At 69.0% G+C, this 14,146-nt stretch carries 12 protein-coding genes; 7 read left to right on the forward strand and 5 right to left on the reverse strand.

What is annotated here, in order from left to right; genetic code table 11:
* Window positions 1–94 precede the first annotated feature (94 nt).
* From M6D93_RS03200 to M6D93_RS03210, 3 genes are read left to right on the forward strand one after another with little or no spacing between them, the layout of a single operon-like run.
* Window positions 95–553, forward strand: coding sequence for an ATP-binding protein (locus M6D93_RS03200; RefSeq protein ID WP_249772911.1), 459 nt, complete (start codon window positions 95–97; stop codon window positions 551–553).
* A gap of 39 nt (window positions 554–592) precedes the next feature.
* Entirely contained in the window at window positions 593–919 is a 327-nt protein-coding gene (locus M6D93_RS03205; protein WP_249772912.1) for an STAS domain-containing protein, read from the forward strand.
* A 1-nt stretch (window position 920) separates the two neighbouring features.
* Window positions 921–1,682 carry an alpha/beta hydrolase family protein gene (locus M6D93_RS03210; RefSeq protein ID WP_249772913.1) on the forward strand — a complete coding sequence of 254 codons (762 nt, stop codon included), beginning with the start codon at window positions 921–923 and terminating at the stop codon, window positions 1,680–1,682.
* Window positions 1,683–1,700: 18 nt separating this feature from the next.
* Here the strand turns inward: M6D93_RS03210 and M6D93_RS03215 are convergent, their stop codons facing one another.
* The 4 genes from M6D93_RS03215 to M6D93_RS03230 form a co-directional block, all read right to left on the reverse strand.
* On the reverse strand, window positions 1,701–2,846 hold the full coding sequence (locus tag M6D93_RS03215; RefSeq protein WP_249772914.1) for an alpha/beta hydrolase: 1,146 nt from the start codon (window positions 2,844–2,846) through the stop codon (window positions 1,701–1,703).
* 213 nt (window positions 2,847–3,059) lie between these two features.
* Entirely contained in the window at window positions 3,060–3,884 is an 825-nt protein-coding gene (locus tag M6D93_RS03220; RefSeq protein WP_249772915.1) for a GAF and ANTAR domain-containing protein, read from the reverse strand.
* 25 nt (window positions 3,885–3,909) lie between these two features.
* Entirely contained in the window at window positions 3,910–4,620 is a 711-nt protein-coding gene (locus tag M6D93_RS03225; RefSeq protein WP_249772916.1) for a GAF and ANTAR domain-containing protein, read from the reverse strand.
* A 107-nt stretch (window positions 4,621–4,727) separates the two neighbouring features.
* A complete protein-coding gene (locus tag M6D93_RS03230; protein WP_249772917.1) occupies window positions 4,728–6,353 on the reverse strand; it encodes a phospholipase D family protein in 1,626 nt (541 codons plus the stop codon).
* Window positions 6,354–6,566: 213 nt separating this feature from the next.
* On the opposite strand from M6D93_RS03230, the gene M6D93_RS03235 reads away from it, so the two are divergent.
* From M6D93_RS03235 to M6D93_RS03245, 3 genes are all read left to right on the forward strand, one after another.
* The gene (locus tag M6D93_RS03235) at window positions 6,567–7,601 is read left to right on the forward strand and encodes an alpha-hydroxy acid oxidase (RefSeq protein ID WP_249772918.1); all 1,035 of its coding nucleotides are present in this window, start codon (window positions 6,567–6,569) and stop codon (window positions 7,599–7,601) included.
* A gap of 44 nt (window positions 7,602–7,645) precedes the next feature.
* Window positions 7,646–9,889: a beta-glucosidase BglX gene (gene bglX, locus M6D93_RS03240; RefSeq protein ID WP_249772919.1), complete on the forward strand. Its 2,244-nt coding sequence runs from the start codon at window positions 7,646–7,648 to the stop codon at window positions 9,887–9,889.
* A 98-nt stretch (window positions 9,890–9,987) separates the two neighbouring features.
* The gene (locus M6D93_RS03245) at window positions 9,988–10,692 is read left to right on the forward strand and encodes a hypothetical protein (protein WP_249772920.1); all 705 of its coding nucleotides are present in this window, start codon (window positions 9,988–9,990) and stop codon (window positions 10,690–10,692) included.
* A gap of 29 nt (window positions 10,693–10,721) precedes the next feature.
* On the opposite strand, the gene M6D93_RS03250 is transcribed toward M6D93_RS03245, so the two are convergent.
* Complete coding sequence (locus tag M6D93_RS03250; protein ID WP_249772921.1) at window positions 10,722–12,341, reverse strand: phospholipase D-like domain-containing protein; 1,620 nt, start codon at window positions 12,339–12,341, stop codon at window positions 10,722–10,724.
* A 195-nt stretch (window positions 12,342–12,536) separates the two neighbouring features.
* Between M6D93_RS03250 and M6D93_RS03255 the strand changes: the two genes are divergently transcribed.
* Entirely contained in the window at window positions 12,537–14,138 is a 1,602-nt protein-coding gene (locus tag M6D93_RS03255; RefSeq protein WP_249772922.1) for a phospholipase D family protein, read from the forward strand.
* Window positions 14,139–14,146: the final 8 nt, after the last annotated feature.

The following is a 14,146-nucleotide window of genomic DNA, read 5'->3' on the forward strand; positions in this document are numbered from 1 at the left end:
AGGTTTGGGTGGACAATTGCCCTCTGGGCTGATTTGCTGACGCGCGAGACAGCGTCCTCGCCGTGCGGTCGGACTGTTTCAAGGGGGCACGGGTGTGCTAGACGCGATCAAGGCCGCCGACCTGCCCCACCAACTCCTCCATCCGACCGTCGTCCTGGCGCTTCCTGAAGACGCATCTGCGGTCCGACTAGCGCGCGCCGCCGTGCGTGGTGCGGCCCACCCGATGCTGTCAGCGCCGCGCCTCGCCGATGCCGTCCTGCTCACCTCGGAACTGGTCACCAACGCCCTGCTGTACGCGGGGCCACCGGTCGCGGTCCACATTCACGCCGAGTCGCACCGTGTCTCGGTCGCGGTCGGCGACCACACACCGCCGGCGCGGATCGACCGCAGTCCGCTGACCACGGCCAGTGTCGGCGGCCGCGGATTGGCGATAGTTGCCAGCCTTGCCAACGTTTGCGGGCTTTACGCACCGGTCGGCGCGACGGGAAAATTCGTCTGGTTCGTGGTCGAGGACGACTCGCCTTCGCGCGATGTCCCGACGAACAGAAGCTAGAGTGATCCCGCCCACCGACGCCACCTCCGGGGAGTTGTCATGAGCCTGGACGTAGACCTGTCTGCGGTCGATGGTCAGCAAGCATTGGTGCTGCGCGGGGACCTGGATCTGGAGACCCGGAGCGTCGTTCTGGCGCGCGGCAACCAGGCCCTGCAAGAGCTCTCGCCCGGCGAACGCCTCGTCGTCGACCTGGCGAACGTGGGCTTCGTCGATTCGAGCGGGCTTGGTGTCCTCGTCGCCCTGTCCAACGAAGGTGCCGCCCGGGGTTGTCCGGTCGTCATGCGCCGCCCCAGCGCGGCGGTGTCGAAACTGTTCGAGCTGACCGGCCTCGACAAGGCCTTCGAGATCGAGCCTGCGCGTCCCTGACGTGGCAGAGCGCGTGTGGTTCCCCAGCACGATCGGGCCGCGGCTGGCCGGCCTGGTCGACCTGCCCGATGGTCCGGTTCGGGGCTGGGGCGTATTTTCCCACGGCTTCACCCTCGGCAAGGACAGTCCCGCGGCCTCTCGGATCTGCAAGCAGCTGGCCAGCGAAGGTGTCGGGATGCTCCGCTTCGACAACCTCGGGCTCGGTGACTCCGAAGGCGACTGGGGCGACGGGTCGTTCTCGCACAAGGTCGCCGACACCGTCCAAGCGGCGCGGTTCATGAGCGATTCAGGGCGCACGGTGAGGCTGTTGGTGGGCCATTCCTTCGGTGGCGCAACGGTTATCGCCGCCGCGCGCCAGGTGGAGTCGGTGCGGGCCGTGGCGAGCATCGGTGCCCCGTACGAGCCCGCGCACGTCGCGCGCAACTACGACGCCCTGGTCGACCGGATCGTCGCCGAGGGTGAGGCGCCCTTCCTGATCGGCGGCAAGGCGCTCACGCTTCGGCGGCACTTCATCGAGGACGTCCAGGCGGTCGACCTGCATGAGGAGATTCGCTCGCTCGGGCGGGCCTTGCTGGTAATGCACTCGCCGACGGACAACACGGTCGGAATCGCCAACGCGAGTGAGATCTTCCGGGCGGCCCGGCATCCGCGCAGTTTCGTGTCGTTGGAGGGCGCCGACCATCTGCTGACCGCCGGAACCCAGGCCAAGCGCGCCGCCCGCATCATCAGCGCCTGGGCCGACCCGTACCTGAGCGAGGTGTGAGGGACCGGGCCCCTCGGCTCATTGGGCCGCCGCGCTTGGCTCCATGTTGTCGAGCAGTGGCGGCGGAGCGAGCGGGCCCGTGAGCCGACGGGACAGCCACGCGAACGCGATCGGTTCCTCGGCCCGCCACACCTCGAAGTTGTGTCCGCCGTGATGCAGGGTCAATGTGCTGACCGATAGTGGTGATACGGCTTCGGCGACGAGGTCCCGCGCGTCCCGGGCGGTCTGCGGGTCCTGTCGGCTGGCGATCAACAGCAGCGCAATGTCTGGGGGCGGCAGGTTCTTCGCGCGCCACAGCGGTGTGTTGAGGTTGCGCAGTTGGGTGCTGTTGCCGAACAGTTCACCGGTTTGATGGTCGTGCGCGGGACGGCCGTAGCCGGCCAGGGACACGGCCGAGGAGAAGTAGTCGGGATGACGCATGGCGAGGTTCGTCGCGCAGAAGCCACCGCTGGAATAGCCCATGAGGGCCCACGCGGACGACTCGGAGTTGGCTCGATAGGCCCGCGTGATGGCCGATCGGACGTCGACGGTCAGATAGTGGTCGACCGCCGGGCCTCCGACGACATCGACGCACTGGGTGTCGCGGCCACCGGCGACGTCCTGAGTCGGCATTACCGCGATGAGCGGCACCGAACGCCCGGCTTTGATCTCGGCGTCGAGCTTGGCGGCGACGGCGAGGGAGTGGGTCCAGGTCTGGGGTGTTCCGGGCGAGCCCGCGATCAGCTCGACGACCGGGAAGGTGCGGTTCTGGTAGGCGGCCATGCCGTACTGGGCGGGCAGGTACACGAGTGCCCGATAGGTGCCGATACCCCGGCTGGTACTCGGTATCGCCAGAGAAACCACGGTGCCGTGCCCGCGCCGCCGGTCTTCGGCCAGCCGGGCGACGAGTGCGCCGTCCTGATTGCCGGGCGCCGCCGATAGCTGGCGAAGCGTGTGTCGTTCCCCGAGGAGCTCGCGCCACGACGTGTAGAAATTGCCGGCATCGTTGACCAGAATGGCTACCAACGCGATTGCGGACAACTGCGAGCCGAACAGCAGGACAGTGCGCAACACGTACCGGGGGCCGCGAGCTCGGAGACGGTTCCAGAACAGGACAAGCGCGACCGGAAACAGTGTCGCGATCAGCACTGCCAGCATCACCGTCGGCCGCCCCGTCAAGGCCATTCCCGCCGCTCCCTCCTCACTCGGCTGTGGTCGTTGCGGACGGCGACGCTGCTGATGGCAAGGTCGGCAGCGCGCGCCACAACGGAATCGCTGCCCAGCGTGGCACAGTGATCTGACAGGTCGCAGAGATTTCCGGTCGAGGCTCTCAGTCCTTACTCATGCCGGGCGTCCTGACCCGCTGACGCAGGCGGAGTCGGCGCTCGTCAGCCCCGGCTATCCCTCGTCCGTGACGTTCCGACTTTCGCCCTCGCGGCCGGTGTCCCGCGACGCCGCCATCGTGAGCTGGGCGATCGCGTCGAGAATCTCCGCCCGGCGCGCCTCGTCGAAGATGAGGGCTCGCGAGACGTCGGTCAGGTGCTGACCGTTGTCGCTCGAGTAGCGGCGCAGCAGAACGAACGCGTCGTCGACGGAAACGCCGAAATGGCCGCGTAGGTAGCCTTTGGCCTGTTCGACAACGGTCCGACCGATCAAGGCGTTTCGTACCTGCGGCATGACCACCCAGGGAGTGGGTGCGTGCTCCTGGACGATCGCCACGGTGGCGATGTGGGCCAGCGCCTGGCCGACGGCCTGGTCGGCAGGGTTGAGATCGCCGACCCGGGTGCCGAACAGGCCGAGGGCGCCGAGAACCAAACCCGCGGCGCGTAGCGGCAGGGCGTGGACCGAGGCGAAGCCCGCCTCGGTCGCGGCCGTGACGAAGCGTGGCCAACGGTCCCGTTCGTTCGCGAGGTCGGCCACGCTGACCGGTTCGCCCGTCGCGTAGCACTCCAGGCACGGACCCTGCTCGGCCTGCAGCTGGAAGAGCTCGACGTGGCGGGTCTCCTCGGTCGTCGCCGTCATGAGATGAAGCCGGTGGCTGGGATCGGCCAGGAGCAGGCCGGCCGAACTCACGTCCAGCAGTCGAACGGACCGCTCACTCAAGTCGGTCAGCAACTCGACGAGGTCGAAGTCGTGCATGAGGCTGTCGACCAGGGTGACGACGGCATCCAGCACTTGTCCCTCGCGGTGATCATTGGGCGCGCCGGTTCCTTCACTCGTCATCGGCGACCTCCCGTCAGCAAGCCCGTCATCGGTCGCCCTCCAGTCGAAGATCGCGATCGAGGATCGAACGGGCGACCTCCGTCGCGCTGACGTTGGTCGCATAAGCGTGCGCGCGCAGCCGGACGAGCGCCTCACCCGCACCGATCCCGAGCTGCGCCATCAGCATGCCGGTGGCCTGGCTGATCTCGACGCGGGTGAGAGAGGCGAGTTCGGTCCACGATTCGATGTCGGGGTCATTGATGAGCGTCTGGAGGTTGCCGGCCAGCAGATCGAGCATCGGCATCTCCGCCAGTTCCGCGGCGATGAGGACACCGGCGAGGTGGTCGGCGGCGAGGCCGCCCGGCCGGCGACGGTACAGATCGAGCGCACCGACGAACTCACCCGCGAGGACCACCGGCACCGCGTAGACACTGCGCACGTCCTGCTCCAGCATGGCCGGCCCGTAGCCCGGCCAACGGTGCTCGTCGAGGCGGGCCAGATCGGGAACCAGCACCGGCCCCTGCTGCGCGACCGAATCCAGGCACGGACCCTCACCGAAGGTGAACTGCAACTCGTCGTAGATCCGCGCGCGGGGGCTACTCGCTCCGAGGGTGGCCGAGTTGGCGCCGTCGAAGATGATCGAGATCGCGGCCTCGTCCACCTCGAAGGCACCCACGCACTCCGTGCACAGGCTGTCTGCCGCGGCCGTACCCCGCTGCCGACCGATCGCCTCAGCCAGACGCTGCTGAATCTCCATCAGCCGCAGCGCTCGAAATGGCGGGTGGCGTCACTCGTTCGCCGTCGTGCGGTCGCGGACATAGCGCTATCGTCCTCCGCCAAGGCCCGCGGCGCGAGTCCGGTGACTCACGGCCGGTGGCGAACTCGATCGCGCACGGCTCGGCCGTCGGGGTCATAGACCCCCCGGTACACCGGAACTGCCCACAGGCGGTGCAGACGGCTCAGCCGCTCCGGCACGTGGGGCCGTAGCCGCCCTGGCGGCCGCGGACCCTTCCGACCGTGGTCGTACCAATCCTGAAGGGCCTCCGCACTGCTGCGCATGGCCTTGAACGCCTGTTCGAGATCGACGATGTCGTCGAGTGGATCGCCGGCCGCGCGGTCAAGATGCTCGCGCCACAGGCCCAGCCTCAGATCGCGGGCGAAGACCCGCGCACCGTCGCCCTGCCCGGCCGGGTCCAACGGCTGGCGGGGATCGCGCTCGGAGTCCAGCACCGCACAGGACAGCTCGCTGTCGTGCGTCCACGAACGCCGATTGAGGTTGTCCGAGCCGATCATGGCCCACACGTCGTCGATCACCACGACCTTGGCGTGGACGTAGACCGGGGTGCCGGAGGTGTTCTCCACGTCGTAGATGGCGAATCGATCCTTGCCGGCCAGCCGGCAGACCTTGATCGCCTGTTCGCGTCCGACCAGGCTGGGCCAGCGGGACGCGCCCTCCTTGTCGGGATAACGCGGCACCACGGCGATCAGGTGCAGTTCGGGCTTGCGGCGTAACTCATCGGCCAGCAGATCGGCGACGAACGGCGCCCACAGATACTGGTCCTCGATGTAGATCAGCCGTTGGGCACGCGAGAACACCTTGCGGTAGGCGTGGGCGATGCTGCGTTCACCCAGCGGAGCAAAGGGATATCTCCGCAGCCGCGCCGGGTACGTGCGCAGCACCTGCACCGCCTGCGTGCCGGTGGCCGGCGGGTCGGGCAGGCGGTCCGGCAGATCGCGCCCCACCAGCTTGCCGGCGTGGTAGGCCCGGTCGATCAGCATCCGTAGCGGACTGGACAGGTCGAGCACCGTGCTGCCGTACCACCGCTCTCGAAAGGAATGTTCGATGTCGCCCACGGCCGGCCCCCGGATCGCGGCCTGCACGTCATGCCAGGGCGGACGGGGTCCGTAGACCTTCGGAAAGTCCATCACCTGCGGATCTCCGCGGTGGTCGTGATCGTCCCTGCGACTCAGACCGAGGTCGATCCCGCCGACGAAGGCGACGTCGCGAGCCGGCTGGTTCGGGTGCCGGATGACCACGTACTTCTGGTGGTGCGATCCGGCCCGGCGGGTGCGGGAATCGAGCAGGACTTCGCCGCCGGAGTCCGAGACCGTGCGCACCAGTTCAGCGTTGGCACCTTCGCTCTGATCCAGCCAGCCGGGTTGGGATCGCCAGATCAGACCGAACACCTTCGTCCCCGACGCCGCAACCCGCGCCAGAACCGTGCCGACCTCGGAGCCCTCGCCGTCCAGCCGCTCGTCGGTGTCACCACGAAAGTCGACCAGGTAGATCTGGTCCTCGGGGCCGGCCGCGGTCAGGGCCTCGTGCAACCGGGCGAAGTAGCTCGCGCCGTCGACGAGCGGCTCGACGCGGTTGCCGGTCGTCCAGGCCCGGATGTCGGAGGCCGAATTGCGCCGCTCGTCCGCGGTGAGGAACCACTGCGACACGCTCGCGTCGTCCCCACCGCTGCCCTGCGATCCGGGCGGGCTCATGACGTGGCCGGCGTCGCGCGAGGCACGGAGGTCCGCTGGATCAGTAGGGCACAGTTCACCGGACGTAGCCCCCGATCGGTGCGGATGGTCGACTGGGTGGAATGTACGGCCACCGGGTCAAGTCCTCAACGGCGACGGTCGGTCTCAGCCGCTCGCCGCGCGCACCGGCCCTGCCGGCACTCGATGCCGAGGAGGTCGACCTACACTGACCACGTGCTGCCGCCGCGGTCTGTCAGCCTCGTCGACCGGGCGAGGGAGTCGTTGCCGGCCGAGGTGTTCGCCTACTACGCCGCCGGTGCGGGGGCCCAGCAGACACTGGCCGAGCAGGAACAGGCCTGGCGCGAGATCGGGCTGCGGCCTCGCGTCCTTCAGGACGTTTCCCTCGTGTCGACGGAGGTGAGCCTGCTCGGTGACACGGTGGCCTCGCCCATTCTGATCGCTCCGACCGCGCTGCACGGATTGGCTCATCCGGACGGAGAGCTCGCCACCGCTCGGGGGGCCCGCAAGGCCGGATGCCGGTACGTCGTCTCGATGCGGGCCAGCCGGCGGCTGAGCTCGATCGCCGAGGAATCGGGACCGTTCTGGCAACAGGTCTATGTACTCAACGATCGGGGCATCTCCGACGAGGTAGCCCGGCGCGCGGCCCAAGTCGGCGCAACGGCCCTGGTCGTGACGGTGGATACCCCGATCGTCGCGCGCAAGCCGGCCGAGATCCCCGCCCTGGCCTGGGCGACGGGACTGCTCGACGTCCTCGACGGCCGGGACCCGGCCGACCCTCGGCTGCAGCAGGCTCGCGACCTGGGTCCGCCGGATCTGCGTCGGTTGCACGAGGTCTCGGGTCTTCCCGTGGTGGCCAAGGGCGTACTGCGCGGTGACCAGGCCCTCAAATGCCGCGATGCCGGGGCCGCCGCGGTGGTGGTTTCGACGCACGGTGGGCGGCAGCTCGACGGCACGATCACGGTCCCGGCCGCACTGGCCGAGGTCGTCCGGACGGTGGGCGGAGAGGTCGAGGTGTACGCCGACGGCGGGGTGCGCACCGGCGGCGATGTCGTGCGAGCCCTTGCTCTGGGTGCGCGCGCCGTCCTCATCGGCCGCCCGGTGTTGTGGGCGCTGGCAGTGGGCGGAGCAGCGGGCGTGCACGAGTACCTCAGGGACTTCACGGCTGATCTGTCCGAGACGCTCGCCCTGGCGGGCTGCCGTTCGGCCGCCGACGTCGGCGCGGACCTCGTCGAGGGGCCGGCCTCATGACCGAAGTCGGCGGCCCCGGTCGCCCGGATGCGAAGGAGGCTCCGATGGCCACCGGTTCGTCGCAGGTCGATGAGTTGCTCGCTCAGCTGAGCTGGGCCGAGAAGGCGGGCCAGCTCATCCAGTACTTCTATTTCCGGCTGCCCGAAGGCGCCGATACCGAGCCTGCGCTGGGATTGGACCCGGATCGCCAGCCCGCGATGGTCGAGGAGAAGCTGCGCCGCGGAGAGGCGGGATCGTTGTTGTTCGTCACCGACCCCGGTGAGATCAATCGCCTGCAGCGTCTGGCCGTCGAGGGCAATCGGCTCGCCATTCCGGTGCTGTTCGGCTTCGACGTCATCCACGGGCTGCGGACGATTCTGCCCGTCCCGTTGGCGATGGCGGCCTCGTGGGACCTCGAGCTGATCGAGACGGCGCAGGCCGTGGCCGCGCGTGAGGCCCGTGCGGTGGGTATCCACTGGACCTTTGCGCCGATGGTCGATGTCGCCCGCGACCCGCGCTGGGGGCGGATGGTCGAGGGCGCCGGAGAGGACCCGTTCCTCGGCGCCGCGGTGGCCGCGGCTCAGGTCCGGGGATTTCAGGGCGACCGGCTCGGTGCCCCCGATCGCGTCATCGCGGGGCCGAAACACCTTGCAGGCTATGGCGCCGCGCTCGGCGGCCGCGATTACGACGAGGTCAACCTGTCCGACCCCGAACTGTGGAACGTGTACTTCCCACCCTTCCAGGCCGCGGTGGCCGCCGGTGCGGGCAACGTGATGACGGCGTACATGAGCCTGAACGGGATTCCCGCGACCGCGAGCCGCTGGTTGATCCAGGAGGTCCTGCGTGAGACGTGGGGCTTCGACGGGTTCGTGGTCAGCGATGCCAACGCGGTCAGGAACCTGGTGACGCACGGATTCTCGGCCGACCTGACCGAGGCCGGTGCCCGCGCCGTCAGCGCCGGGACCGACCTGGAGATGGCGATGATGGACCCCGCCTATGGCCGGCTCCCTTCCGCGGTCGAGTCGGGCCAGGCCGGTGCGCAGACGGTGGATACTGCCGTCCGCCGCATCCTGCAGGCCAAGTTCGACCTGGGCCTGTTCGATCAGCCCTATGTGGATGAGGTCCGCGCCCGTGAGGTGCTGGCCGACCCCACCCATCGCGACGTCGCCCGCCAGGCCGCGGAACGCTCGGCGGTCCTGCTGCGCAATGAGGGCGACCTGTTGCCGCTCGATGCGACCTCGCTGGATTCGATCGCCGTGCTCGGCCCGCTGGCCGACTCCAGGCGCGACACGCTTGGACCGTGGGTGTTCGACTACGACCTCGATGAGACGGTCAGTGTGCTGGACGGCATCCGCGCCCTGGTCGGTGACCGGGTGCGCGTCGAGCACGCCGCCGCGATACCGGTCGTGCAGCGCACGTACCCGTCGCTGTTCGACATGTTCGGCGGCAACACGCCCTCCGATGCTCCGGACTTCGATCCCCAGGTGGCCTTTGCGAAGGCGGTGGAGCTCGCCCGCGACGCCGACGTAGCGGTGGTCGTCGTGGGTGAGTGGCAGAACATGATCGGCGAAGCCGCCTCCCGGTCCTCGCTGGAACTGCCCGGGCAGCAACTGGAACTCGTCCAGGCGGTGGTCGGGACGGGCACACCGGTCGTGTTGCTGGTGATGAACGGACGACCACTCGATCTGCGCTGGCCCGTCGAGAACGTACCGGCCGTGATGGACGTCTGGTACCCGGGCACGCAGGGCGGCGCGGCGGTCGCGAATCTGTTGTTCGGCGCCGCCAGCCCGGGTGGCAAGCTGCCCTTCACCTGGCCACGAACAGTGGGCCAGATTCCCATGATCTACGCCCACACGCGTTCGCACGAGCCGGACAACCAGGCCCGACGCTACTGGGACGAGGCGAGCACCCCGCTGTTCCCGTTCGGCTTCGGGTTGAGCTACGGCCGGTTCTCCTACGCCGGGCTGCGGGTCGATCGTCCGGTGATCGGCCTCGAGGACACCGTGACCATCAGCGTTGAGCTGACCAACGCCGGTGAGAGGGACGCCGACGAGGTGGCGCAGCTGTACCTGCACCAGCGGCACGGCACGGCGGTACGCGGGGTGCGCGAGCTGAAGGGCTTCGCCCGGTCGACCCTGGCCGCGGGACAGACCCGCACGGTGCAGTTTCGGATCGGCCCGGAGCAACGGCGGTACTGGAACGCCGCGGTTCGGGACTGGGTGAACGAGGCATCGACCTTCGACGTCTGGGTCGGTGGCGATTCGACGGCGGAGCTGTGCACCCAATTCCGCGTCGAGTCCTCGTCGTGAACCGGAGCCGGACGTGACATCGGCGCGGGTCTACGGCACGCTCGTGGCGACGGCCTCCACCGGTTGAGTCCGGTCGCCGAACTGGGGATCATGCGGGGATGACCTATCCGGTACCTGCCTACGACGACGCCGGCGGCCCGTCGGGCTACACCTACGCCGGTCTCGTCGTCCAGGGTGCGGCCGAGATCGAGGCGGCCCGAACTGACGCCGCGCTTCGCCGGATCCGTTTCAGCGGCTGGATCGCGCCCCCGGACAACGGCTGGATCGTCGTGGTCGCCGGCCAGGGCGATGCGACGATCGCCGCCGGGCGCCGCGGCGTGCTGGAGGTCGGCGGCTGGCTCTCGGCCGAGCTTCAGACCACGGTTTTCGCCTTCCGGGTACTGGCTGATCGCCAGCTCGCGATCGCCGCGTGGGCGGGCGGAACCGAGGTCGGTCGCTACCTCTCGGACCCGTCCTACGCCAGCGCCGGGGACAGCCTCGACGACGAACCCGTAGGCGTCGAGTACGCATCGGCATTCGCCGAGGCGGCCGGGCGCCCGACCGCCTCGGCCGAACTCGCAGATCTGCTCGGTGACCGGCTCGATCCAGACAGTGTCGTCGAATCCGAACGACTGGCTGACAGCCTGCGACTGCTGGGCTTTCCGCAGTGGCTGGTGTCGGTGTCCTCGCTGCCACGCGACATCCCGGCGGGTCCGTCCGCCCGCAGCTTGACCAGGCTGGGTGCGGGCGTCGGTGGTCTGGCCGGGCGCCCCGTCGCCGGTGCCGTCGGCATCCTCCGGCGCTGGCGTCCGCCCCGCGCCTGACCGACGGTCATCGCCGCAATCGCCGCTGCTCAGTCCTCGGCTGCCCTCGGCACCGCCAGCTGATCCCAGTCGTGCAGAAAGATCGGTTGGAAATAGCCGGCCAGGCCGGGGCTGGAAAGGATCACGCCGGCGTCGCGGTTGGCTGTCGTCCCCGCGCTGGACCAGTTCTGGCTGGAGACGAGCACGGTCGCGCCGTCGACGAGGATCCCTTTGTTGTGAACGTTGTTCTGGATCCGAACCGATCTGGCCACGTCCAGGCCGGCGGTGATGAGCTTCTCCAGATAACCCTGAACCTCGTACTGGGACATGATGATCCGGACGTCGACGCCGGCCTGCTGCCGTGCGATCACCGCAGCGATCAGGTCGGTGAAGGCAGCCGGAGCGCCGGTGATGTCCGCCGGCAGCTCGATGTACTGGAACTGCATGTACAAGCTCGTCGTCGCCGAGTGGATGAGTGCCGTGACGTGCTCGGCGTAGCTGCCGGGATCCGGTGTGAGCAGCGGTTGAATGGTCATCTCCTGGGTCACCGTCGTCGGCCCCCAGAACTGCAGGAACGAAGGGGTGCTCGCCGCCGGAGCCAGGACCGCCGGCGAAACCGCCGCCGCTGCCGCCGCGGCCGGAGCGAGCTGGTGCGCCTGCGCAACGGTCAGATCGTTGAGCAGATAAGCCTCGAAGACGGCGGCCAGAGCCGGTGAGTCGATGACGACATGCCAGTCCCGGTCGCGGGTTCGAGCTTGCGCGGCGTCGGCCGCAACGCCGACCGGGTCGATGTCGGGCTGGTTGGAGTTGTTCCAGTTCCCGCTCGACAGCCACACCCGCCGGCCATCGGCCACGGCGACCTTGATGTGGTAGGCCGAGGGGAATTCCCACGCCGCGGCGCGGGGATCCATCCGGTCCAGGGCCCAGGCCTGGATGAGCCCGTCCTGCAGCGCGGCCACGAGCGTCCTGACGGTGTCCTCATCCGTCTGGTCGGCCGTCGGGTTCTCCGCGGGATGGTCCAGGACCAGTCGCACGGTCTTGCCGGCCAGTGCGGCGGTGAAGGCGTCGAGAATGTGCTTGGACGTCCAGTCGTACAGACCGATGGTGACTCCGTTCTGAACCGAGGCGAGAAAGGCCTTCAGCACCGGCCATCCCGCGTCCGGACTGGCACATGCGGTTACCGTGACCGCCCCGGTCAGGGCATCGAGAGTGACCCCGTCGGGCGCGCTGTAGGGCACCTGCGGCTTGGCCGCCAGCGCCACCGCGGCCGGAACGTCGGCCGCAGGCGGTGCGCCTGCCGCAGGCGGTGGTGGGGCTGCCTGGTCATGACGAGGCGAGATCTCATCGAGGAAGCGAGGCAGCGCGCCGGTGGGCGGGTCGACCGCGGTGAGGGGCACCACGGATTCGGGGTCCTCGAGTTCGGCGCGCTTGCGGGGCGAGGCCTGCCGCACGTCGAGCACTATCCCGTCCAGGGAGCGCGGGAGCAGCGCCCCGCCTACCGGCGCGGCCGATTTCGCGGTCACGGTCACCACGATCGCGGGCTCGGGTGGATCCACCGGCCAGCCGTGCCGGAACTTCCAACCGGGACGCACGCTCAGCACGCCCGGCAGCGCCAGCCGGTCGTGGTGTGTTTCGATGATCTGGGCTACCCGGCTCAATGACTCGACCATCACAACGCCTCCTTGACCCCGCGATCACCCTAGGCCGGTCGGGTGAGGGGTGAACAGCATCAGGATGACGTCCGGAGGAACTCGCGGTGCCGGTCAATCGGTCTGACCCGGCGGTGGTAGAACGGTCAGCAACTGTCGGCGCCCTTTCGTGGAGCGCCATTCCGGCCCCGGCCGGGTCTCAGCTTCGGAGGCGCGATGGACGACACGGTGGATCGCTGGTTTCTCAGTCGGTCCGAGCGCGGCAACGATCACACCCGCCTCTACCGGGACCGGCCCGAGGACCGCGCCTGGACCGCCGGCAACGACGTGGTCCCTCTCGTCCACGGTGGTCGGTACTTCCCCGAACTGCTGCGGCGGGTCAACGCGATGCGGGCGGGGGATCTGCTGTTGTTCACCGATTGGCGCGGGGACCCCGACCAGTTGCTCGATGGACCGGACAGCGCGGTGGGTACGGTGCTGTGCCGCGCCGCCGAGCGTGGCGTCATCGTCAAGGGCCTGGTGTGGCGCTCGCATCTGGACCGGTTGTCGTTCAGCGAGCAGGAGAACCGGCACCTCGGCGAAGAGATCAACCGCGCCGGTGGTGAGGTCGCCCGCGACATGCGGGTCAGATCAGGAGGATCGCACCATCAGAAGTTCGTGGTGTTGCGCCACGCTGATCGTCCTGAGCTGGACGTTGCCTTCGTGGGCGGAATCGATCTGTGTCACAGCCGGAACGACGACGTGGACCATCACGGAGACGTCCAGCGTCAGCCGATGGCGGCGGTCTACGGTGATCGCCCGCCGTGGCATGACCTCCAGGTGGCGATCTACGGACCTGCGGTCTCCGACGTCGAGGATGTGTTCCGCGAACGCTGGGAGGATCCCTCGCCCCTGAACCGCAATCCCCTGAGCCGCCTGGCCGATCGCCTTCGCGGCGAGGACGTCGATCCGAGTCCGCTGCCCCCGAAGCTGCCACCACCGCCCGTGCGGGGCAACCGCACCGTGCAACTGTTGCGGACCTATCCGCGCAAGCGGCCGGAGTTTCCCTTCGCGCCCGAGGGGGAGCGCACCGTCGCCCGCGGTTATGACAAGGCGGTGCGGCTGGCTCGCAGCCTCGTCTACGTCGAGGACCAGTACTTCTGGAACGCCGGGATCGTCGCCTGTTTCACCGAGGCGCTGACGGCGAATCCGTCGCTGCACCTCATCGTGGTGCTGCCGCTGTACCCCGATCAGGACGGCCGGTTCTCCGAGCCGCCGAACCTCGTGGGCCGCCAGCACGCGGTGGCGGCCGTGCGGGCGGCGGGCGGCCCGCGCGTGGGCATCTACGGCATCGAGAACCATGCCGGCACGCCGGTTTACGTCCACGCCAAGGTGGGAATCATCGACGACGTGTGGGCCAGCGTCGGGTCCGACAACATCAATCGCCGCTCCTGGACGCACGATTCAGAGCTCGCCTGCGCGGTCATCGACGAGACGCAGGACACTCGCGAGCCCAGGACCATAGACGGATTCGCCTGTGGGGCAAGGAGATTTGCTCGCGATCTGCGCCTGGAGCTGGCCGCCGAACACCTTGACCGGGCGCCCGACGGCGTGGACGACCTCAGCGATCCGGACGTCGCTTTCGCCGCCTTCGCCGACACCGCCGCCGCACTGGATCGCTGGCACGAGGCGGGGAAACGAGGTCCCCGACCACCGGGACGGCTTCGGAACTATCCCGCTCCGGACCTCTCACGCCGGACCCTGGCCTGGGCCACCCCGTTGTACCGGGTGATCTATGACCCGGACGGCCGGCCGCGCGGGCGAGGTTCCGTCGGCTGAGCGACAGT

It is taken from the genome of Jatrophihabitans telluris (assembly GCF_023516435.1).
GTDB lineage: Bacteria > Actinomycetota > Actinomycetes > Mycobacteriales > Jatrophihabitantaceae > Jatrophihabitans_A > Jatrophihabitans_A telluris.